At 52.2% G+C, this 21,719-nt stretch carries 18 protein-coding genes; 11 read left to right on the plus strand and 7 right to left on the minus strand.

Features of this window, described 5'->3' with window-relative positions:
• Positions 1–281 precede the first annotated feature (281 nt).
• Both KV190_RS09800 and KV190_RS09805 read left to right on the plus strand, forming a co-directional pair.
• Positions 282–1,586 carry an NCS2 family permease gene (locus tag KV190_RS09800; RefSeq protein ID WP_460193123.1) on the plus strand — a complete coding sequence of 435 codons (1,305 nt, stop codon included), beginning with the start codon at positions 282–284 and terminating at the stop codon, positions 1,584–1,586.
• Between the two features lie 49 nt (positions 1,587–1,635).
• Positions 1,636–2,148, plus strand: a complete 513-nt coding sequence (locus KV190_RS09805) for an adenine phosphoribosyltransferase (protein ID WP_460193124.1) — start codon at positions 1,636–1,638, stop codon at positions 2,146–2,148.
• Positions 2,149–2,187: 39 nt separating this feature from the next.
• Here KV190_RS09805 and KV190_RS09810 read toward each other — a convergent pair whose 3' ends face one another.
• Positions 2,188–3,885 carry a DUF655 domain-containing protein gene (locus KV190_RS09810; protein ID WP_460193126.1) on the minus strand — a complete coding sequence of 566 codons (1,698 nt, stop codon included), beginning with the start codon at positions 3,883–3,885 and terminating at the stop codon, positions 2,188–2,190.
• Between the two features lie 122 nt (positions 3,886–4,007).
• Between KV190_RS09810 and KV190_RS09815 the strand changes: the two genes are divergently transcribed.
• The 7 genes from KV190_RS09815 to KV190_RS09845 all read left to right on the plus strand — a co-directional run bounded on the left by KV190_RS09815 (position 4,008) and on the right by KV190_RS09845 (position 11,494).
• Positions 4,008–5,237 (plus strand): acetate/propionate family kinase, encoded by a 1,230-nt coding sequence (locus KV190_RS09815; RefSeq protein WP_460193128.1) that lies wholly within the window; start codon positions 4,008–4,010, stop codon positions 5,235–5,237.
• A gap of 168 nt (positions 5,238–5,405) precedes the next feature.
• Positions 5,406–5,837, plus strand: coding sequence for a hypothetical protein (locus tag KV190_RS09820; protein WP_460193130.1), 432 nt, complete (start codon positions 5,406–5,408; stop codon positions 5,835–5,837).
• Positions 5,838–5,866: 29 nt separating this feature from the next.
• Entirely contained in the window at positions 5,867–6,448 is a 582-nt protein-coding gene (locus KV190_RS09825; RefSeq protein ID WP_460193132.1) for a L,D-transpeptidase, read from the plus strand.
• Between the two features lie 262 nt (positions 6,449–6,710).
• The gene (gene pilM, locus KV190_RS09830; RefSeq protein ID WP_225901572.1) at positions 6,711–7,790 is read left to right on the plus strand and encodes a type IV pilus biogenesis protein PilM; all 1,080 of its coding nucleotides are present in this window, start codon (positions 6,711–6,713) and stop codon (positions 7,788–7,790) included.
• Positions 7,791–7,801: 11 nt separating this feature from the next.
• Positions 7,802–8,503, plus strand: coding sequence for a PilN domain-containing protein (locus KV190_RS09835; RefSeq protein WP_460193134.1), 702 nt, complete (start codon positions 7,802–7,804; stop codon positions 8,501–8,503).
• The gene (locus tag KV190_RS09840) at positions 8,500–9,237 is read left to right on the plus strand and encodes a type IV pilus inner membrane component PilO (RefSeq protein WP_460193136.1); all 738 of its coding nucleotides are present in this window, start codon (positions 8,500–8,502) and stop codon (positions 9,235–9,237) included. Before KV190_RS09835 ends, KV190_RS09840 begins: the two co-directional genes overlap by 4 nt.
• A gap of 94 nt (positions 9,238–9,331) precedes the next feature.
• The gene (locus KV190_RS09845; RefSeq protein WP_460193138.1) at positions 9,332–11,494 is read left to right on the plus strand and encodes an AMIN domain-containing protein; all 2,163 of its coding nucleotides are present in this window, start codon (positions 9,332–9,334) and stop codon (positions 11,492–11,494) included.
• A gap of 42 nt (positions 11,495–11,536) precedes the next feature.
• Here KV190_RS09845 and KV190_RS09850 read toward each other — a convergent pair whose 3' ends face one another.
• Genes KV190_RS09850 through bchL form a run of 3 tightly spaced genes read right to left on the minus strand, consistent with a single transcriptional unit; the run spans position 11,537 to position 14,223 of the window.
• Positions 11,537–12,919, minus strand: a complete 1,383-nt coding sequence (locus KV190_RS09850; RefSeq protein WP_460193140.1) for a ferredoxin:protochlorophyllide reductase (ATP-dependent) subunit N — start codon at positions 12,917–12,919, stop codon at positions 11,537–11,539.
• Between the two features lie 33 nt (positions 12,920–12,952).
• Entirely contained in the window at positions 12,953–13,333 is a 381-nt protein-coding gene (locus KV190_RS09855) for a DUF5331 domain-containing protein (protein ID WP_460193141.1), read from the minus strand.
• A gap of 44 nt (positions 13,334–13,377) precedes the next feature.
• Positions 13,378–14,223 carry a ferredoxin:protochlorophyllide reductase (ATP-dependent) iron-sulfur ATP-binding protein gene (gene bchL / locus KV190_RS09860; protein ID WP_297051359.1) on the minus strand — a complete coding sequence of 282 codons (846 nt, stop codon included), beginning with the start codon at positions 14,221–14,223 and terminating at the stop codon, positions 13,378–13,380.
• 620 nt (positions 14,224–14,843) lie between these two features.
• On the opposite strand from bchL, the gene KV190_RS09865 reads away from it, so the two are divergent.
• A complete protein-coding gene (locus KV190_RS09865; protein ID WP_149819363.1) occupies positions 14,844–15,476 on the plus strand; it encodes a CPP1-like family protein in 633 nt (210 codons plus the stop codon).
• Here the strand turns inward: KV190_RS09865 and dnaN are convergent.
• Together dnaN and murJ are read right to left on the minus strand one after the other, a co-directional pair.
• Positions 15,473–16,582 carry a DNA polymerase III subunit beta gene (gene dnaN, locus KV190_RS09870; protein ID WP_460193143.1) on the minus strand — a complete coding sequence of 370 codons (1,110 nt, stop codon included), beginning with the start codon at positions 16,580–16,582 and terminating at the stop codon, positions 15,473–15,475. The two genes, KV190_RS09865 and dnaN, sit on opposite strands and share 4 nt — an antisense overlap.
• Positions 16,583–16,682: 100 nt before the next feature.
• Complete coding sequence (gene murJ, locus KV190_RS09875) at positions 16,683–18,248, minus strand: murein biosynthesis integral membrane protein MurJ (protein ID WP_460193144.1); 1,566 nt, start codon at positions 18,246–18,248, stop codon at positions 16,683–16,685.
• Positions 18,249–18,510: 262 nt separating this feature from the next.
• On the opposite strand from murJ, the gene KV190_RS09880 reads away from it, so the two are divergent.
• Positions 18,511–20,445 (plus strand): 3'-5' exonuclease, encoded by a 1,935-nt coding sequence (locus KV190_RS09880; protein WP_460193145.1) that lies wholly within the window; start codon positions 18,511–18,513, stop codon positions 20,443–20,445.
• Between the two features lie 2 nt (positions 20,446–20,447).
• Here the strand turns inward: KV190_RS09880 and KV190_RS09885 are convergent, their stop codons facing one another.
• Positions 20,448–21,719: a sensor histidine kinase gene (locus KV190_RS09885; protein ID WP_460195263.1), complete on the minus strand. Its 1,272-nt coding sequence runs from the start codon at positions 21,717–21,719 to the stop codon at positions 20,448–20,450.

Here is a 21,719-nt window from a genome sequence, read left to right on the forward strand (position 1 = left end):
GGCTTTTATACACAGTTGATATAATTTAACCGCAAACTCGAGAGAGGTGATGTAATCTCGCTCACATCAATGTCCCACTCCCTATTATACCTTTCCCCAAAAGGCTCCATTTCAAGAGTACTCCAGCATAGAAGTGGCGAATCTCTCTGTTAGGGACAAGTGCAAGCCTTATCAAATTCACTCATACTTGCCTTCAGTGTAAATAAACTTGAATAACTCTCGCACAAAGGAGCAACCTCTTGAGGAGACATGGGTACTCACGCTTTAGGGATTGGTTCAATTTGCAGCAAGCCCACACCTCACTCTCTACCGAGGCACTGGCGGCACTGACGACATTTCTAACGATGGCCTACATCTTGCCCGTCAATGCGCAAATTCTCTCCAATGCCATTTTTCGCGAGCAACCACAGGATTTGCAGGGGGAGTTGGTGATTGCAACGGCAGTATCGGCGGCGGTGGCTAGTATCCTGATGGGGATTTGGGCGAATTATCCGATTGCGTTGGCTCCCGGCATGGGCATCAATGCCTTTTTTGCTTTTGCGGTGGTGGGGCAAATGGGGTTGCCTTGGCCATTAGCGTTGAGTGCCGTACTCCTCGAGGGCATTGTGTTTGTGCTGCTGACCCTAACGGGGGTGCGATCGCTGATTGTGAATATGATTCCCATGTCCTTGAAGGTGGCGATCGCTGCTGGGGTGGGGCTATTTATCGCCTACATTGGCCTTGGCAATGCCGGAATTATCATCGCTGATGCCGCCACGAAAACAAAACTCACCACCTTTCACACATGGCCACCCATCCTCGCTGCCCTTGGGATTCTTTGGACGGCGTTTCTCTGTACTAGGGGGGTGCGGGGGGCAATTTTTTGGGGGGTAATGATCACTGCCTTGGCTGCATGGCTGGTGGGGGCTGCCCCTTGGCCGACGGGTTTAATCCAATGGCCGCAATGGCCGTCCCATCTCTTTGGTCAAGCCTTGGTGGGTTTTGGACAATTACAACCGCAGCAGTTGGGGTCTTTTCTCTTGGTCACCTTGGTACTGCTTTTTACCGATATGTTTGACACCGTAGGCACCCTTTCGGCGGTGGGGGTACAGGCGGGGTTTCTCAATCAGCAGGGACATTTCCCCCGCGCCTTGGGAGCTTTTATGGCGGATGCGGTGGGGACAATTGTTGGCGCCCTCTTTGGCACTTCCACGGTGACCACCTATATTGAATCGGCAGCGGGCATTGCTGTGGGGGGACGAACCGGGCTAACGGCGCTGATGGTGGGGGGCTTGTTTTTGCTCTCACTACTGTTTTTGCCGATTACGACCGCCATTCCCAGTTTTGCGACAGCGCCGGCCTTGGTGCTGGTCGGTGTCTTTATGGCGCGATCGCTCCCAGACATTCCTTGGTCTGATCTCACGGAAGCGATTCCCGCTTTTTTGGTCGTGTTGGTGATGCCCTTGAGCTACTCCATCAGTGAGGGGCTAGCGGTGGGATTTATTAGCTATCCAATCGTGAAATGGGCGGCAGGCAAAGGGAGAGAAGTGCATCCTGCCCTCTGGGGATTGGCGGTGATCTTTATTGCCCACTACTTTTGGCGTTAGACAGGATCTAAGATAGGATGCTTCTGAACTGATTGGAAACACACTACCTATGGATCTCAAATCCCTGATTCGCGATGTCCCAGACTTCCCTAAGCCGGGCATTTTGTTTCGGGATTTAACAACACTGCTGCAAAACCAAGCGGGGCTGCGCTACGTCATTGACCAATTGGTGGAAAAACACGCCAACGATGGCATTCACTATGTGGCCGGCATCGAGTCACGGGGATTTATTTTTGGCGCTCCCTTGGCCTATCACTTAGGGGCTGGCTTTATCCCTTTGCGCAAACCGGGTAAACTCTGTGCGCCAGTCTATGCGGTGGAGTATGAGCTAGAGTATGGGCGCGATCGCCTCGAGATGCACCAAGATGCCATCGAACCGGGGCGGCGGGTGTTAATTGTCGATGACTTGATTGCCACAGGGGGCACAGCGGCAGCGGCGGCGGGTCTCATCCAAAAAGCACAAGCCGAACTCCATGGCTTTGCCTTTATCGTCGAGCTGACGGACTTGGGGGGACGGCAAAAGCTTCCCGATGTGCCCATTACCACCCTTGTGACTTATTAAGTTTATTTAAGTTGATTCAGTGTGATGTAATGTAGGGCATTACCACGTCACGCGATCGCGCAAACGTTCGAGGAGCTTCGGCCCAACCCCGGGGACGGCATCTAAATCCGCCAAGGATTGAAAGGGCTTCTGCTCGCGGGCACGGATAATTTCAGCCGCTAGTTTTGGGCCGACGCCCGGTAGGGTCTCCAGTTCGGCAGCAGTGGCTGTGTTCAAATTTACCCGTGCGGTAGGCGTACTGGCACGATTGCCTGAAGAGGGGGCAGGTCGGGTGGCAATATTACCGCCGCAGGCGGTCAACTGCTGCTGAATGCGATCGCGAATATGCTGCGGCAGACCGAGACGACTATTGCTATAGAGCCGCTCAAACTCCCGTTCGTAGTGAGCCGCTACAGTGGGATGCTCAATCACCAGCAAAAATTCATCGTTACCGCGGTTGGCCGCCTCTGACCAGTTGTGGGAACCTACAATCACCGTGCGATCGTCAACCACACCATACTTGTGGTGCAGCTTATCGCCCTCTGGTAGTAGGGGGGTACCCACTGTTTGAATGGGGTTTTGCCATGGGCGGTTGCCGGCTTCGTAGTAACAGTTGCCTTGACGGGCTTGGGCAGTATTGGCCATCGCCACCCCCATCATATCGAGGGCTTCGCTAAAGTCACGGTAGATAAATCCTGAGTCAATGAGGGCGCGGATGCTAACCCCTTGGTTATGGCGTTCCTCAAGCACGTAGGACAACTCCTGATCGGAGAAAACAAAGAGCGCCATATCAATTTTTTGGCGACTGCGATTCAGGGTCTGACCAATGAGGCCGTTGGTAGAGACCGCCCAAGGTTGCGATCGCGGGGTCGGCGAGAAGCGCACCGTGACCATGGCATCACCCACAGCCACCCGTTGAGGGGGACGCACTGGCTTTTTGACTCCAAAGCGACTGTTGGTCTGACCACCAGGACCATCGCCCCACATAATGTTAAATTCCTCAGTAAATAGGCGTGCCACGGCGGGGCTATCAATCACCAAGAGGGAGTTGGCATTGCCACGGGTGTCGGGTCGTCCCAAGTCACCGTGGATATCACTGAGGGTAAAGTTCGCCGTAGTCGCAATCACTTGGCGATCGTCAATCACAATAAACTTGTGGTGCATGAGCATACTGCCTTTGGAGCCATCGGCAGTGTCATCAATCCAAGGAATCTTTGCCTCGTTGAGAATCGTCTGCACATCGCGATCGCTGAGTTCAGCAGCACTAAGTTGGCCATCGCCATTGGTATCCACCAGCGCTTTCCAGTCGTTATAGCGCTCCCGCATCCTAGGATCCATGGCACTCACCTGCGCAGCACTGTAGGTTGCCCAAGGGGCAGTGTAGGTATTCTCCATAACCACCCGTACCCGTACCCCTGCCTGCTGCCGTGCTGCTAGAGCCTTGGCCAGATTGGGTAGGCGAAACTCCTGCACCGCCACATCAATCGTCTTTTGAGCCTTGGCAATCTGCTCAATCATGATTGCCTCAAGGTCTTCCCCTTCACGGGTATAGGGGCGATAGGGTTCTTGGTAACTGTGGGCTTGGGAGTGATTCATGTGTACCGCGATTTGCGGATGTTGAGGCAGCGGGTCTAGCGAGGGACGGATAATCGGGTGCGATCGCAATTGGGTGAGCACCACAGCCGCAATCAACAGCCCCAATAGAAACAACAGCAGATACACACCGTGTCGTCGCCATTTAAGCTTTTGCCAAAACACGCTGACTTCCCCAATGCCTGTCCCAATTCTAGGACTATCTTTTTCAGGTCAAGGTGTTCTGCGCTGCATCAGTTGCCAAAGGCGCTTGGGTAGGATAGAGGCGATGCTCTTGCGGGCCTGCCATGATCACGGTGCTGGTGTTAAATGCTGGCTCTAGTAGCCTTAAAGCCTGTTTGTATCGGTTAGCGCCTGAAATGGCGGCAACGGCTGCCACACCCCCCGCTCCCCTGTGGCAAGGCCTCCTTGATTGGGGACAAAACCCGACGGTGGCGCGGCTCAAGGTCACAACTGCCGACCAGCGCTACGAAGCCAGCCTAACGCACCCAGAGGGGGGAATTGCAGGCCTACGCGACTGGCTCAAAACCCTCTTAGACACCCTCACCAGCGGCTCGACAACGCTCCTAGAAAGCCTTGCAGAAATTACGATCATTGGTCATCGCGTGGTTCATGGCGGTAGCCGTTACCAAGCACCGGTGCGCGTGGATGCGCAGGTGAAAGTAGCGATTACCGAATTTAGTGAATATGCGCCGCTCCATAATCCAGCCAACCTGCTGGGGATGGAATTAATGGCCGACATTTGTCCGCAAACGCCCCAAGTGGCCGTATTCGATACCGCGTTCCATGCCCAACTGCCAGCAGTGGCGCGCACCTATGCCATTCCCTATGCACTGACCACCGCCGGTATTCAACGCTACGGCTTCCACGGCATTAGCCATCAATACGTGAGTGAACGGGCAGCCACCCTGTTGCAGTGTCCCCTAGCAGCGTTGCGCCTGATTACCTGCCACCTCGGCAATGGCTGTTCCCTCACTGCGGTTAAGGGGGGAGTCTCGGTGGAGACGACGATGGGCTTTACACCCACGGCGGGAGTGATGATGGGGACGCGCTGTGGCGACATTGATCCGGGAATTTTGCTCTATCTGCTGCGGCGGGGCAGGACAGTTGAAGAACTGGATCGACTAGTAAATCGCCAATCGGGACTATTGGGGGTCTCTGGGGTGAGTAATGATTTGCGACAGATTTTGGCAGCCATTGATCAGGGAAATGCCCAAGCCCAGTTGGCCTATGACTGTTTTATCTATTCCCTGCAACGGGGCATTGCCAGCCTCCTGCCGGCTCTGGGGGGCCTTGATGCGTTGGTATTCACAGCAGGAATTGGTGAAAATGCCGCCGGTGTCCGCCGCGATGTCTGTCAGGGGCTGGGTTGGCTGGGAATTGAGTTAGATAGCGCAGCTAATGAAAAGGGTAAAGGCGATCGCGACATTGCGCTGCCGACTGCCGCCGTGCGAGTTCTCGTGGTTCAGACCCAAGAGGATTGGGCGATCGCTCGGGCCTGCATACAGCTTCTATAAGCTGAATTTGCTGAAGAAAACATAAGAAAACATCAAGATTTATGCCCTAGCCTTGACGCCTCAAGGGCGCCCTACGTAGAATGCGGGTAATTATTCACTCCTCCGTATTCAGTTTTCAGTATTCAATCTTTAGATCGTCCAAAGATAAAAAACATCAGGAGTTGAACTGTGTTGAATCTGCGTCGTACCGCTCTTGTTGCCTTGGCCGCAATGGCAACCTGTACCACTGTTTTACTTTCTCCTGCCGAAGCCAAGCAGGTGAAGGCTGTGCGGGGAGTTGTCACCAACATTGATGGGGATAATGTCACCCTGCGGCAACCTTGGGGTGAAGAGATTGTGGTGGTGTTTGATCGCAAGCACCGTCAGCGCCCCTTCCGCAAGGAAATTGTTGAAGGTCTGGATGTGGCAGTGATTTTGGATCCAGATGCCAGTGTACCGACCGCCAAAATTATCTGTGCTGCCATTGTGCCTGCCCCTGAGTTTGTGGCCGTGACTCCTATTCAAGTGCCTCAAGTGGGTGGCTCAGCACCAGCTCCGCGTCCGGCTGCCATTCCTCCCGCAGCACCACCGCCGGCACCGCCAACGCAAATTCTGTTCTAAGCATTCTGAGAGAGATCGGAGTTGTTCTCATGTTGGGCTGGGTCAGAGGAAAAACCTTGGGTTTAGCACTGGGGGCGATCGCCACCCTGCCTATGGCTGCTGTGGGTGCTGAAGAACTGAAGGTGAGCCGTGCCTCTGAGTCAGAGCCGTACTTGCCGACCACCTTAGCGCCCTTGGCACTTCCCCCCCTTGGTGAGGCAACTCCGTTTCTACCCGCTTTAGAACGCAAAATTGTCCTGCGCTTGCGGGAGCGCCGTGTCTTTCTCTATGAAGGGGATCAAGTATTAGCCAGCTATCCCGTGGCTGTGGGCAAGCCGGGCTGGGAAACGCCCCAAGGTAATTTCAGAGTGCTGCACAAAGTCGTTAATCCCCAATGGCGTAATCCCTTTACAGGGGTTCTGGTTCCGCCGGGTGGTCGCAATCCTTTGGGCGATCGCCTGATTGTCTTTGCCCCCATGGGAAATAACAACTATGCTGGCTTCCACGGGACAACGAATGAATCTTTGATTGGCCAAGCGGTTTCCCATGGCTGTGTGCGGATGCGCAACAACGATATTCGCGCCCTCTTTGAAAAAATTGAGGTGGGCACACGGGTGATTGTTCAGCCCTAACTGATTTTAATTAAGAAAAACCGATACCATCTTCTGGCGATCGCCGCTGACTTTCCCCAAGAGCGATCGCTCAAGTTTTGCATAAAGCCACTTTGCAAACCATACCAATGCATTGGAAAGAGCCGATGCACATTGGTTATGATCGCCTTAGCAACACAGGTGTTTCCATAACCCTGTTGGGTACAGTGTGGCCTTGTTCTGCAATTCACTCTTCACGCCATCTCGCTAATGCAAACTTGACCGTTCACTGGTGGGTGATATCGTGCTGGGAAACCTATTTGCAAAACCAAAGCAGGGCTTGGGGATTGAACTCACCCCAGAGCGGGTCAATATCGTGCAGCTTCAGCGGCAAAAGCAGGGTCTGAAAATGACCGCTATGGCCTCAGTGCCCCTGAGTGAAGGCGCCATTGAAGAAGGCCGCATCATTGACACCACCGCCGTTGCCGATGCCATCCGTCAAGGGATTGAGGATAAGCGCATCAAACAAAAAGAGGTGATCAGTGCTATTCCCATGAATGAAGCTGTGATTCGCCTGATTCGCCTGCCTGCGGAATTACCGGACTATGAATTGCGGGAAGTGGTTCTCATGCAGGAAGCCCCGCTGTACCTTCCTTTTCCCCGTGAAGAGGCGGATGTTGACTATCAAAAACTGGGAACCTCCCTTGATGAAGATGGCATTGAGCGGGTAGAAATTTTGCTCGTGGGCACACCCCGCGAAGTCACCGATGCCTATATCAATGCCTTTACCCAAGCGGGTTTACAACTGACCGCTCTTGAAGTGACCAATTTTGCTCTCATGCGTACCCTGCGAGATTCACTACAGCAATTTGTCGGGGAAGCAGCAGCGATTATTGATATCGGCGATGAGGGCACAGAAATTAGCATCGTCAAGGATGGCATTCCCCAGTTCAACCGCAAAGTGCCCATTGGCAAAGAACGGATGCAAGAAGCCATTAGCCGCGCTATGAACTTGCCGCCTTCGATGGGCGTTGACCTGATTGAGAATCTGACGGTTCCCCTCGAGCCGATGGATGTGACCGGAGCACTCAACCCCAGTGGTGCTGCTATTTTGCGAGTGCTCTCCGATCTCGCAGATGAAATCCGCCGCTCCATTGACTTTTACCTCAACCAGGGGGAGAGTCTAGAGGTGTCGCAGTTGCTGCTTGCAGGTCCCGGTGCCAGTATTGGTCAAGTCGATGAGTTTTTTAGTCAGCGGCTCAACTATGCCACCACTTTGGTTGACCCCATTAGTTTACTGGGACTACAAACCCCCGAAGAAATTCCCCTTGAAAAACGCCCTGCCCTCGGCACGGTGATTGGTCTTGGTCTGCGTGGCGCTTAGGAGCATCCCCGATGTACTCAATTGAGATTAACCTCCTTAAAGAACGTCCCGAAGTGGGGGGCATGGCTGCTACCACAACCGCAGCGGCCGGAATGAACAATGTGCCGATTATTATTGGCGGTGTCGCTGCCCTCTTCTTTGTGGGGCTAGCTCTCCTCGGCTCGGTAGGTGCGAACCTTTGGCTACAACAACTGACGAATAAGCAAAAAAGCATTCAGGATCGCCTCGCAGCCATTTCCCCAGACCTGCAACGCATGGATGAAATTAAAAAAGAGCAGGAGCAGGTTGCCGCCGAAACCAAAGCCTTAGCCACGGTGTTCAATCAGGTCAAACCTTGGTCGGCGGTGATGCGCAATATGGCAACTCAAACCCCAGCAGGGGTACAAATTCGACGGATTACCCAAGGCGGACAAACAGGCCAAGAGCTAACGATTGAAGGCACAGCCATATCCTTTGATGCAGTTAGTGACTTTCTCTTGCTCTTGCAAAATCGCTCTCCCTTCTTTGATGGCAAGGCCACTCAGTTGGTGAAGGCGGAACGGGCAAATCAACAGGGTGAAGAAGAGACAACCGCAAGGGTTTCCTTCAATATCAAGACGGCGATCGCCAGCGTGCCGGCATCGGAACTCCTTGAAGAACTCGCCGCCAATGGCGTTGAAGGACTGGTGGCGCGCATTCAATTTCTCAAAGAAAAAGGAGTGGTACAGGAATGACCCTAACTGGCGATTTTGGCGGCCCCCCGATTGAGGAACCGGCACCAAATTATCCGACGGTCTTTGGCATTACCCTGACCCCTGTGGTTAGTGGGGTATTGATTGCCCTCGTCGGTTTGGGAGCAGCCGTCTATCTAGGGAGTCTTCTCATTGCCCCCAAGCTCGAGGAAGCCGCCAAGCTACAGGAAGAAATTACCCAACAGGAAAATGACCTCTCCCAGCGAGAAGTGATCCTGAAGCAGCTCAATGATGTAGTCGCGGGGTTAGAGCGCGCCAAGCAAGAAAATCGTGACGTGCGATCGCTCTTTGCCACACAGGAAGCCCTAGACACCCTTCTCCTTGACATTAACCGTCTAATCCTGACCAGCGGCGCCCAACTGAATACCTTTGAACCCGATAGTGCAGCTTCAGGAATTGTCCAAGATGGTTCCCTTGGCCCCGAATTAAATGCCAAACTAAAACAACAGGTAACCAACGTTACGATTCAAGGGTCATTTCCCAGCATTTTGCAGATCATGCAAAAAATTGACCAGCAGCAGAACTTCCTCGTTATTAACAACCTAACCATGGAACTCGTTGCTGATAAGCCCGGCGAAGTGATTACCACATTTAAGCTCATGGCCTATGTACCCCTAACCCCTGAGGAAATTGCCGCTTTGGCACCACCACCCCAAGAGGGGCAGCCCCAAGGAGGTGAGCAGCAAGGACAACCGCAGCAACCACAACAGCAATAGCGCATGGCAATCAAAAAAGCAGCGTAGATTGTTTTGGGACTGAGTTGCATTCTCTTTTCGTACGTTTGGTGGCATTTGTGAGGAGTCAAGCATCGTGAGTCAGCTTTTACATCGTCTCGGCTTAGGGGTGGCCACAACGGCCCTCATTGCTGCAAGTCAAACCCCTACTTGGGCAACAGCAACTGAAATTACGGGCATTCGCCTTGTGACAGCGCCCAACGGCATTCAACTCCTCTTCAACGTGCAGGGGAATCTAAGGCCAGCGGTTTTCACGGTCAATCGCGGCAATGCCTCCATTGCAGATATTACCAATAGTCAATTACGCCTACCCCAAGGGGGTGCCTTCCGCCAAGATAACCCCGCTCCTGGTATCTCCTCTGTTGAGGTGGTGCAACTGGATGCCAAAACCATTCGCGTCACTGTGAATGGCATTAGTGCTGCCCCCATTGGTGAAGTCATCCGCGAAGGACGCGATGGCCTGCAAATTAACTTCATTACGGCTCAAACGCCCGCTGGTCCTCAAGAGTCCCCCAGTGGTCAACCCATGGCCATGCCCCCCGGCCCTAGTGCGGTGCCGCCTTTTCTGCCGCGCCCAGTACCACCACCCGTTGGCGATATGCTCATTAGCCCTCTCAATGCTGACCCCGATGTGATTCAACTGGGCACCAATGAACGGATTCCCCGCCTACTGCTGCGGGAGGCTCCAGTGCGGGAGGTTCTTTCCCTACTGGCTCGTGCCGCCAATATGAACGTTGTCTTTCCTGAAGGGAATGGAGAAGCGGGTGGTGTCACCATCTCCCTCGATATCGAGAATGAATCCGTTCAAGACGTATTCAACTACGTACTGCGGGTCACCAACCTCAAAGCCAATCGTCAGGGTCGCACCATCTTTGTCGGTCAATTTTTACCCCCCGATGCCCAAAACCGGATTGTCCGCACAATCCGCCTCAACCAAATGCGCGTTTTTGGCGCTGGCTCAACCACACGGGAAATCAGCTCTCTAGCTCAAACAGGTGGCACCATTGGCTCTGGGGATACAACGAGTGGGCAAGCTCAGACAACAGCTCAAACTGCTCTCAACCGTGAAACCCGTACCCGTGAGGGTGACTTGCAGTTGGGTGCTGTACAGCTTTTAGAAATGTATGGCGCCAACTTGCCAGATACGGGTCGGCCAGAGGCGCCAACGGGCTGTGAGCAGCTTCAAGTGCCAGCAGCAGCGGGCGGGGTTGTCGGTCAAATTTGTCGCAGTTCACTCCTGCGGGGGCTAGAGGTCGTCGGTGACCCACGCACCAACACAGTGACATTGATTGGTACCCCCCGTAAAGTGGAAATTGCCACCCAGCTAATTCAGCAATTTGATATCCGTAAGCGACAGGTGATGGTGAATGTCAAGTTTATTGATGTGAACCTGTTGCGTGGTCGCAATGCTAATGCAGATTTGATCACGAACTTTGGAAGTAGTCTTTGGGGAGCAATTTTTAACGCTGATGGATTAACTGTCGTCCGTGGTACAACACCCAACGTTGGTGGTCTGACACCTGAGCCTTTACCACCCGTTCCCGGTGCACCAGTGGGTAATCTGCTCAGCAACTTTTTTGCACAGCTTCAACTTTCTATTGAAACTGGCAATGCTACAATTCTTACCAATCCAACTCTTGTCATTCAGGAAGGTAGCGCTGCTCAAGTCAATTTGACCCAAGAGATTTTCTCTGGGATTGAGTCCACCGCAACCACAACAGGAACAGGTGGTGGCGCAGCAGTGGCAGCAACAACTGTCACGCCAATTATTCGACCTGCGGGTGTGATCTTTAATGTTACCGTAGATCAAATTGATGATAATGGTTTCATCACACTGCAACTCTCGCCTGAAGTGAGTGCTCCCAGTGGCACCTATTCGGTCGTGTTTCCGGGGGTAGCAAACCCCTCGACGGGGACACTTCTCTCGCAGCGGCGGATGGAGTCGGGGCGAATTCGCTTGCGCGATGGCCAAACGTTGATGCTGGCCGGCATTATCCAAGATCAGGATCGTTCACTGGTGACTAAGATTCCAATCCTAGGAGACATTCCCCTTCTGGGTCGGTTGTTCCGACGGGAAGCTAACCAGCGTCAACGCAATGAACTGGTGGTGATGGTGACACCGAAAATCATTGATGATACCCAGAATGCCGGGTTTGGCTATCAGTACTCGCCAACGCCGGGTAGTATGCCGCCGAATATCCAAAATCGGATTTTGCAGCCGCCCCAACAACGCTTCTAAGTCTGGCTTGACCCCCCTGAATCCACTCAGAGGGGGTATTTTTTAGTTGGCAACCAGTTTCTGCCAGCCTAATCCCGCAAGGGCTTGATTGCGGCGTAGGGGACGAGTCACCAGTTCCAAGATGTCGCGGGCATTGCCAAAGCCGTGAATTTGAGCAAAGGTGAATTCCACAGACCACTTGGTGCTGATGCCACGGGCTTCGAGGGGATTGGCATGAGCCATACCCGTAATCACAAGGTCGGGCTGGAGTGCCTTAATCCGCTGGAGTTGGTTATAGTTATCGGGTTTTTCAACAATGGTGGGTAGGGGATGCCCCATCTCGGCACAGGTTTTTGTCAACAGTTCTAGCTCGGCTGCTTGGTAGCGTTTGTCCATATAGGGGATGCCAATTTCATGCACCCGCATACCACAGCGAATCAAAAACCGCGCTAGGGAGATCTCTAGGAGATTATCCCCCATGAAAAAGACCGATTTGCCCCGCACCAATTCAAGGTAGTCACTCAGTTTTTCCCAAGTTTCGGCTTCACGCTCCGCGAGGCCTTGGGGCTGAATCCCAAAGGTGGCACAAATCTGTTCGATCCACGCGCGGCTGCCATCAGGACCAATGGGAAAGGGTGCCGTAATGAGTTGACATTTGCGGCGGCGAATCAAGGTAGTGGCGGTACGGCTGAGGAAAGGATTCACACCAGCAACGTAGTAACCCTCATCAATCACGGGCAATTCTGTATAGCGTTTGGCAGGCAGCCAGCCTGATACCTTGATGCCCTGCTTTTTCAATTCCAAGGTGAGTTGGGTGACCACGGGATCGGGCAGGGAGCCAAAGAGAATAAGGGGTGGGTGGTCGTGGTACTGGTGGGATTCAGCTTGGACATCTTCTTTTTTCTTGCCAAAGTTGAGAAGGCGTTGGATGGGGTTGCGTTCCTCGGGATCACTCACCGCTGTGGGCGTGGGGCAACGGGCGGCCATGGCTGCGAGCACCGTATCTTCCCCTTGGGTAAAGGCGTAGTCGAGACCATTGGCGCGAGCAACAACAATGGGAATGCCAATTTCGGCTTCTAGTTTGGGCGCCAGTCCCTCCAAGTCCATTTTGATAATTTCTGTGGTGCAGGTGCCAATCCAGACAATGACACTGGGGTTGCGATCGCGCTTAATTTGGAGGCAGAGGCGCTTTAGCTCTTCATAATCATTGAGTTGCGCCGAAATATCTCCCTCTTCTAGCTCTGCCATGGCATAACGGGGTTCAGCAAAAATCATCACCCCCATCGCATTCTGCAAAAAGTAGCCACAGGTCTTGGTACCAATCACCAAAAAGAAACTATCTTCAATCTTTTGGTAGAGCCACGCCACACAGCTTATGGGGCAAAACGTATGGTAATTACCTGTTTCACACTCAAAGTTGAGGGCATTGGGAGCAGTCGCAGTCATAAGGAGAGCCTCCAAATTTAGAAACGATTGGAACTAGGTTTGATGACTTTGAGCGGCCTCCTCACCGTGTTCTTCAGCCCGATTACTGACAAAGGGCTTGGGGGGTAGTAAGCGAGGTTCGGGGGGCAGTTGAGCAGGGTTATCACGATGGGCCAGTTCTTCGTCAGGGTTGAAGTTCAAACCAAGGGCAGAAATAATGCGATCGGGATCGTTGCTGAGTTCGACAATGACGGGTAGAGCATCCAGTAGGCGCGGTTCCAAAGCCGTCAGCACCCCCAAAATAAAACTTGAGGAGGGGCGCCGTTGACCGCGATAGGTACTCCAAATCGCCAAGCGGACAATCCAATGGCGGTTTTCTTGGTAGTAGGCCAGCCACTTACTGCGTGCGCTTTGCCGTAATTGCTCAGGGTTCATACTCACTCCAGCGAAGGGGTTCCGTGGAGTATTCTAGGGGAGTTTCAGACCGCTGCGAGTGGCCGTTCTAACCCCTGTGGGTTTAAGTAGAAGTCGGAGAGCAGGGCAAAAAGGTCGCGATCGGGGGCATCCTTGGGTACCACACCCTCAGGCCGCGCCAAAATTTGATCGGCAATGTTCAAGTAGTAGTCACACACATAGTTGAGACTGGGATCGCTTTCGGCCATCTCAAAGAGGGTTTTGCCCTTAACCCGCGACACGCGAATATCCTCAATCAGCGGCAGCACCTCAAGGATGGGCATGGGAACGGCTTCCACATATTTTTCAATGAGATCCCGCTTACTGGTGCGATTGCCAATGAGACCCGCGAGGCGCAGGGGGTGCGTGCGCGCTTTTTCACGGACGGAGGCGGCAATGCGATTCGCTGCAAAGAGAGCATCAAAGCCATTATCCGTGACAATCAGGCAATAATCGGCATAGTTAAGGGGAGCAGCAAAGCCACCACAGACCACATCCCCCAGAACGTCAAAGAGAATGACATCGTATTCATCAAAGGCATTGAGTTCCTTGAGGAGCTTGACGGTTTCACCGACGACATAGCCACCACAACCTGCCCCGGCCGGGGGGCCACCCGCTTCGACACAATCCACACCACCATAGCCTTTGTAGATGACATCCTCTGGCCAGACATCCTCGTAGTGGTAGTCCTTGGCTTGGAGCGTGTCAATGATGGTAGGAATCAAAAAGCCGGTCAGGGTAAATGTGCTGTCGTGTTTGGGGTCACAGCCAATTTGCAGGACTTTTTTGCCCCGCCGCGCTAGCGCCACCGAGATGTTGCAACTGGTGGTGGATTTGCCAATTCCGCCTTTACCGTACACTGCGAGTTTCACGTTAACTTTGCCTCCTAAGGAATGGAGCGACACGATGACCTAACTGCTATTCTCGGCCAGCGATCGCTAGAAGTCGCAGTGGTTAAGAAAACTATTTTTGTGTAATAAAATCTCAGCTTATTTGAGGATAAGCAAACCGTTTTTCAAGTTTTCGAAGTCTTTCAGAAAACTAGTGGTTGTTTGAAAAATTAGTTTTAATGCTTTTGCTGCTAGGTTTGTAGTTAAATTAAACAAAAATACAAAAATTCCCCCTCACTCAGTCATCCCCTCACCGATTGAACCCAAAGCTAAAGTTTGTCTGCCCAGCGATCGCGCCAAAAGACATCTGAAAAAAGAAACGTTTCTCCTAGGGGGCGATCGCCCGCATCGTTGTAAAGAATAATTAAAAATCTCGAAAGTAAATGATTTGTTACAATTTAGGCGGTTGCATCCCTTTGAGCACTACTTTCTCTCGTTTTCCCTAGGAAGTGGTTAGAATTTGAGGGAAGGTGATTGTGCTACAGCGTTTTTCTCTGCCATCTCCCTGAACGAGCAACATTGGCTCCTTGGAAAGGTACGGCATCGTTAAGCTGTAGGGTAGCCTTCACTCCGCTGTTGATACTGCCCCTAAAGAATGGCCAATGAACAAAGATCAGTTTGCCATGAGTGACAACCCCTACGAAAAGCTGCAAGTGCCGGAAGACGCTTCTTTCGAGCAGATTAAAGAAGCACGGGATGCGCTATTAGCGGCTCATCCGGGGGATGAACGGCAGCGTACCGAAATTGAAGCAGCCTACGATGCAATTTTGATGGATCGGCTGCGGCAACGCCAAGAGGGCAAAATCAAAGTGCCCGAGCGCATTCGCTATGCTGAGCAACTCAATGAACCGGCGCCAGCTAAGCCAAATCGCATTGCAAATCATCCTGCCCTTCAGTGGTGGCAGCAACAGTTGGACACCCCCAACCTGCGGGGCATCGCCATTACCTCAACGGTCTATGCCGTTCTGATGGCGATCGGGCTGTCTCAGGCCAATCCGGATACCTTGGCATTGGTGCTATCACTGGGGGTTGGCTTTAACCTCGTGTGGCTGCAACGCAAAGAACAACGCCTTGGCCGCGCCTTTTTGATCACCCTCCTTGCCTTGATATTGGGCGCAGTGATTGCCGTGGGCATTTACCAGCTTGGTCTACCGGGGGTCTTCCTCAATGTGGATCAACTGGTGGGCATTGGCGTTTTCGTCACCTTTTGGCTCACCAGCAATTTCCTGCGCTAACTGCGAATTTGAATCGGCATCACCAAGTATTTCATCTGGGCTTCCCCAAGGGGGAGGAGGATCGCGGGCTGGGTTTCGCCGTTGAGTTGCAGTTGCACATCAGAACTATTCATCACCTTCAGCCCTTCGAGGAGATATTTGACATTGAAGGCCACCTCCATCGACTCCCCAGAAATTTGAGCCGGCACATTTTCTTCACCACTTCCCAATTGCGGCGCCTCAGCAGAGAGTTTGAGTTCTTGAGCCTCCGCATCAATGTTGATTTTGACGACGTTATTCTTTTGAGCGGCAAGAATCGCCACCCGTTCTAGGGCATCCGCTAGGGCCGATCGCTCCACCGTGACTTGACGCGCAAAGGTTTTGGGAATGAGTTGGCGGTAATTGGGGTACTGCCCCTCCAACAGACGGCTCGTAATGCGAGCATCATTGCCAATATCAAACACCACTTGGGTGGGGTCACAGCGCAGCGCTACATCCCCGTCTTGTTTCGCCATCAGCCGCTCTAGGTCTTTGAGGGATTTTGCGGGAATCGTAATCGGCGAGAGGGCTTCAGGAACCGGCTGTTCAGTTACCGTCACGGCGAGGCGGTGGCCATCAGTCGCCGCAAACTCAAGGCGATCGACCTCAAAGGTCACGTGCAACCCGGTGAGAATTTGCTTGGTTTCATCGGTGCTCGCCGCAAATAAACTCCCCTGAAGTCCCCGCCGCAATGCCTCTGCGGTCAAGGTGACAGGTGTCACATCCTCTAACGTGGGCAGGGCAGGAAATTCCTCGGCACTCATCCCCTGAATCTCAAAGAAGCCACTGCCATAGTCGAGGATCACCCGCGTATCTTCTGCCGTAATCTCAATATCGCGATTGGGCATCCGCGACACCATCTCACTAAAGAGCTTGGCAGAAACAGTAATTGCCCCCGGCACCTTCACCTCTGCATCGAGCCAGATTTGCATCCCCAAACTGAGATCAAAGACGGAGAGTCCGAGGCGGCCACCCTCAGCTTGCAGGAGAATATTCGCCAAAATCGGGTGTGATGGATTGCTCGGGGCAACGCGACTCAGGGGGGCGAGCTTACTACTGAGAACCGATTGTGAACAAACAACTTTCATAGTGTACTCCACGGCAGAGGCAGATGGGATAAGAGGCAACGGAGAGAAGTAAAAACGCGGCTCGTTATTGGCCGGTTTACTAGCATACTATGGCAATCCATTATTGGTATCGCTTGGGCAAAAACCGCCGTACTTTGCTGAGGAAAAACTCTAGCTCCGGTAGATTTAGGGGCGAGATGGCTGCTGCAAAAACCATCAGGCTGACACTGCCGGCGATCGCCAACTGCAACAGTTGCACCCCCAAGCCTTCCCGCCCCCAGAGCAATTCCAGTCCTTTGAGGGCACCCCAACCTGCCCCGCCACTAAGAACACTGGCTAGGGCAATTCCCACCAACGGCACAATTAGCTCTCCCCAAGGTAGCCCCCCCAAACGATGGTGCAAAATCCAAGTCAGGGCAATAAACGATACGGTATTCACCCCAACAGTGGCCATTGCCAAACCGACAGCGCCAAAGGCTTGGGTAAAGAAAAAGCAAAACAGGGCATTAAATCCCAATCCCCAGAGGGTGATGTAGAGGGGTGTGCGGCCATCCTCTAGGGCATAAAAGACGCGGACAATGACATCGCGGGCAAGGTAGAAAAACATACCAATGGCATAGACCAGCAGCAACGCCGCCACCAGTTGGGAGGCCTGAAAGTCAAAGGCACGCCGCTCATAGACCACCCGCACTGCCGGCAATGCCAAAGCCGCCATTATGCCACCGAGGGGCATCATACTCAAGGCAGTGAGTACCAAGCTCTGGCGAATGCGTTCCTTGAGATCCGGCCAATGTTCTGGCTGTGCCAACTTTGAAAAAATGGGCATATAGGGTACAAGGATCACATTGGAGAGAATCCCTAAGGGCGTCAGAAATAGGAGTTGGGAGTAACTCAAGGCCGAGGCAGCACCCACAGGCAACTGAGAGGCAAAGAAGAGACTGATATAGACGCTGATCAAGAGCATTCCCGAAGATAGGGTAGCAGGTCCCATGAGTTGAATTAACTCCCGCACCTCGGGACGATTGAGATCAAAACGTAATCGCAAGGTACCCATGCCGGCTTGCCATTGGGCAGGAATTTGTACGAGCCATTGCAGTACCCCTCCCGCTAGGGTTCCCCAAGCGAGCACTGCTGGGCCAAATTGATCGGCAAAGAACCAAATACCAATAATCACCGCCAAGCTGGACAACAAGGGACTGATGGAAGGCAACCAGTACTGATCCGCAGCATTGAGCGTGCCAAAGCCAATGCCAATCAAGCCCGAGAGCACAGCCAAGGGCGCCATAATCCGAAACTGCTCTGCGGCTAAGGCTTGAATCTCTGGACTGGCACCGGGGGCAATGAGTTGAATCAAGGGGTCAGCCAGCACCATCAAAATTGCGGTCAGCACCAGTAATAGGGCACCCACAACGGTGGTAATGGTTTCCACTAGGGGCGCAGCTTTTTCCGGCGGTTGCTTGAGAACAACGCTGATGATGGAACTGTGGAACGGGCCATTGATCCCCCCCAAGAGCACAAAGAGAAACCCCGGAATCACATAGGCATAACTGTAGGCGTCCACTGCGGCGCCAACACCAAATTCGGCGGCGATCGCCTGCTGGCGAACCAGTCCCGCGACTTTACTCAACAGCGTAGCAACGGCAACAATAGTGGCAATGTGGGCAAGCGAACGCGATTTCTTTTCCACAGTGGTGGCAATCCTAATGAAACTGGCTCATTGCGGGGTAACTCTGGCAATGATCGTACCAGTTACAGCTCTTTTCTAAAAATATGCAGCCTGTCTCAGATGAGGTTTCACTGTTTTCAGCGTGTTCAATTCCTTTGATCAGGACTGTCTTAACATGCGCGGTGAACGCTCCTGAGTCTGCATCAAATTGTTTCAAATCATTTCTTGCACCCACTGCAAAAGTTGCGACGACTATACTGTGCTTAAAAATCGAGGAATAGTCATGGCACAGTTTATTCCTAGCGAACTGCCAAAAGATGCTCTAGCTGTTGAACACATCTTATTCAATAAGCTTAGGGAACTGCCGGATTCATTTTTGGTTCTTTGTCTTAAGTCACGCTACCCTCACTATCCTAATTTCATTCTGATCGACAATGCTCTAGGTCTCATATTTATCAATATTTTCGATAAACCACTCAATAACCATATTCCATTGATTAACCAACAGTTAATCGAGCAACAATTTAGCTACCTAAGCCGTGAGCCTTCCTTGCTGGATGATGAGAATAATTTTAATGTCCCTGTGACAACACTCCATATTGCAACCGCTTATGAGACCCTGAACGAAATGCCAGCACCATTGAAGCAAACAAACATCATTCCCATGCAGGAGTTTAGGAAAATTACCCGCGAGAATGAACCCATTGATACGTTATTGGAGTACTTTAGGATTAATTACAATCAGCCTGCCAAATTTACAGGTCTCAATGATCGGCAAAAGACGGTCATTCGGGCAGCGTTTGATCCGGCTACATGGATTGGCGATTATACAATTCTAAGTGATCAGCAAGCTACTGTTTTACGCCAAATTAATAATACCCGTGGCCATCAAATTATTTCAGGGGTCGCTGGCTCAGGTAAAACACTCATTCTAGCTGCTCTTGTTCGCGATATGCTGATCCAAGATGCAACCAAAAATATTCTATGTTTATGCTTTAACCGTGGACCAGCTCAATTCTTAAGGTCTATTCTCAAGGAAGATAGTGGTTTTCCACAGGGTCAGCGCGATAATCTTGAGATTGATACTTTCAATCATTGGGTCAGTCAAATCATTGGCTCTGTGCCACGGAGTTTTTTCGAGAGAAAAATTGAACATTTTGGTAATGTTGAAAATTTCTTTCAAGTTGAAGGTAATCGCGAAGAGGGTTCAAAGCTCTACAACAATGCGATCTCTGTGATTCAGAAAGTTGAAGACTTGCTCGATCGCTATCAGCGCCGAACACAAAACAATGGCTGGTGTTTGCTCAAGTATCTTATTGATGGTGACGGAACTGTTACCCAATACGATGCAGTTCTAATTGATGAAGCGCATATTTTTGAACCCCACTGGTTTTTGAGTGCTTTATTAGTAACCAAGGGGGGTGTCAATGGAACATTCGTGATTGCTCGTGATACTGCTCAATCTTTAGATAAAGAGCAAATCAATATGTACAAAACTTTGAACATCAATAGTTGGTCTCAACTGGGAATTCGGGCACGGGGGCGATCGCGCTATCTTCGGACGAACTTTCGCAATACCCAAGAGATTCTTAATTTAGCTTGGCATATGATTAAAAATCAGCAGGGAAACTTAGCTGAAAATGAAGATGACTTGGGTGGCTTTATTATTCCAAGTGAGACACCGACTAGTCAATTTACGGGAGACGTACCTACGCTATGGATGATACGTACTCCTTTCGACTTGCTCAATCGCAATCGGGAACAACGTCTCTACGCCGATCAAGTGAGGAAAGCACTGGATATCGTTGCTCATGTTCGCCAAAAAGGAGTCATCAGCAGCAATATTGCTATCCTCTATCGATCTCGGCGTGAAGCTGACCTTTATAAGCTTGTTCAAGAATTAGAGGCTAGTGGCGCAGGATGCTATTGGGTGAATCGTGACGACGAAGCACTGGAAAATTATTCACTCAGTTTGCCGGGGGTCAAGTTAATTACCACCCGTACTGCTTTGGGGATGGAGTTTGAGGTGGTGATTCTTCTGTGGTTAGATCAGTTTGATGATTGTTACGCAGATAAGCAAGAACAAGCATTGCTTTCGCGGCGTGAACTGTATGTTGCGATGACCCGTGCCCGTAAGCAGCTATTTTTGGTGGCCTCAGATCAATCTAAGGTCGCTGGGGAGCTTCAGCGAACAGGGTTGGTTAAAGTGGGCAAATAATTTCAGCCTTCGCGAAGATCGAGGGGTAACAAAATCGTAAAGCAGGTACCTTGACCGACTTCGCTCGTAACCTGAATCTGACCTCGATGGGCTTGAACAATGGATTGGGCGATCGCCAGCCCTAAACCCGTCCCCTCGGACTTTGTGCCTTGAAGGCGATAAAAGCGATCAAACAGGCGGGGCAGTTCACTGGCGGGAATTCCCGGTCCATTATCGGCAATGACCACGCGATAGAATTTGCCCTGCTGATCCAACCTCACTTGAATCTGACCCCCCGCAGGGGTATATTGCACGGCATTACTGAGGATATTGGTTAACAAGCGGCTGAGATGATCGGGGTTGCCCCACAGGCGATAGGCTGCCGCTTCCGAGGTCTGGGGATCCGCAAGCTCCAACTCCAGTTGTAGGTGCTTTTGCTCAATCAAGGGCGTCTGCTCTTCAATCACCCCCAAGAGCAGGGCATCAAGGTGACAGGGCTGGGCGTGCAGGGGAATCATGCCGCTATCTTGGCGAGTCAGAAAGAGTAAATCATCCACCAAGCGGCTGAGGCGGCGGCTGAGGCGTTCAATGACGAGGAGTTGTTGGCGTTGGGTTTCCGGATCTGCAGTGGCTAAGGCAACTTGAACATTGGTTTGAATGAGAGCCACGGGGTTGCGCAATTCATGGGAAGCATCGGCGGTAAATTGCTTCAAATAAGCATAGGACTGCTGCAAGGGGGCGATCGCCAACCGCGACAGGAACCAGCCACTAATACTCACTAGGGTCAGCGTGATGGTCATACCAACCAAGAGATCCCAGAGTAGGGCTTGACTCGGTTGGGTCACCTCGAACCAAGGATGGCTGACCCGCAAATAGCCCAGTAGGCGATCGCCCACCACTAGGGCCACCGTCATCTGCCGTAGCCAGCGATCCTCCCCCACCTGTACCGTTTCTGCCGTCCGACTGAGATGCAAGGGCAGATCAAGGGGGTCTGAAAACGTGCTCCAAGCCAACTGCTGATCTGGGGTAAACCCCTCAAGGTCAATGTGATCCTCCTCCAGCGCCGCTAGGGGACTACTGCCCAAACTGGTTTGCCAATCAATCGCTTCCGCCGTGCCCGTGTCAATAATCAGGGAACGACTCACCACCTCTACAACATGGCTGAGGGTGTCATCAATGCGCTCAATCAGCGTTCCCCGCACATAGAAAAAGAACCCCGTGGCAAAGATGAGGAGCAGGAGTGCCGTCACTCCCACATACCACAGTGCAAGGCGGTATTGAATCGCGCGAACCAT

The organism is Thermosynechococcus sp. FA-CM-4201, assembly GCF_054689355.1.

What these genes read in the sequence shown, in the direction of transcription:
- KV190_RS09855 (WP_460193141.1), bottom strand. Translation starts at nt 13,333, where the DNA reads ATGAACCCTGAGCAATTACGGCAAAGCGCACGCAGTAAGTGGCTGGCC.
- KV190_RS09825 (WP_460193132.1), top strand. Translation starts at nt 5,867, where the DNA reads ATGTTGGGCTGGGTCAGAGGAAAAACCTTGGGTTTAGCACTGGGGGCG.
- KV190_RS09840 (WP_460193136.1), top strand. Translation starts at nt 8,500, where the DNA reads ATGACCCTAACTGGCGATTTTGGCGGCCCCCCGATTGAGGAACCGGCA.
- KV190_RS09805 (WP_460193124.1), top strand. Translation starts at nt 1,636, where the DNA reads ATGGATCTCAAATCCCTGATTCGCGATGTCCCAGACTTCCCTAAGCCG.
- KV190_RS09835 (WP_460193134.1), top strand. Translation starts at nt 7,802, where the DNA reads ATGTACTCAATTGAGATTAACCTCCTTAAAGAACGTCCCGAAGTGGGG.
- KV190_RS09865 (WP_149819363.1), top strand. Translation starts at nt 14,844, where the DNA reads ATGAACAAAGATCAGTTTGCCATGAGTGACAACCCCTACGAAAAGCTG.
- KV190_RS09815 (WP_460193128.1), top strand. Translation starts at nt 4,008, where the DNA reads ATGATCACGGTGCTGGTGTTAAATGCTGGCTCTAGTAGCCTTAAAGCC.
- KV190_RS09880 (WP_460193145.1), top strand. Translation starts at nt 18,511, where the DNA reads ATGGCACAGTTTATTCCTAGCGAACTGCCAAAAGATGCTCTAGCTGTT.
- KV190_RS09885 (WP_460195263.1), bottom strand. Translation starts at nt 21,719, where the DNA reads ATGGTTCGCGCGATTCAATACCGCCTTGCACTGTGGTATGTGGGAGTG.
- KV190_RS09850 (WP_460193140.1), bottom strand. Translation starts at nt 12,919, where the DNA reads ATGACTGCGACTGCTCCCAATGCCCTCAACTTTGAGTGTGAAACAGGT.
- dnaN (WP_460193143.1), bottom strand. Translation starts at nt 16,582, where the DNA reads ATGAAAGTTGTTTGTTCACAATCGGTTCTCAGTAGTAAGCTCGCCCCC.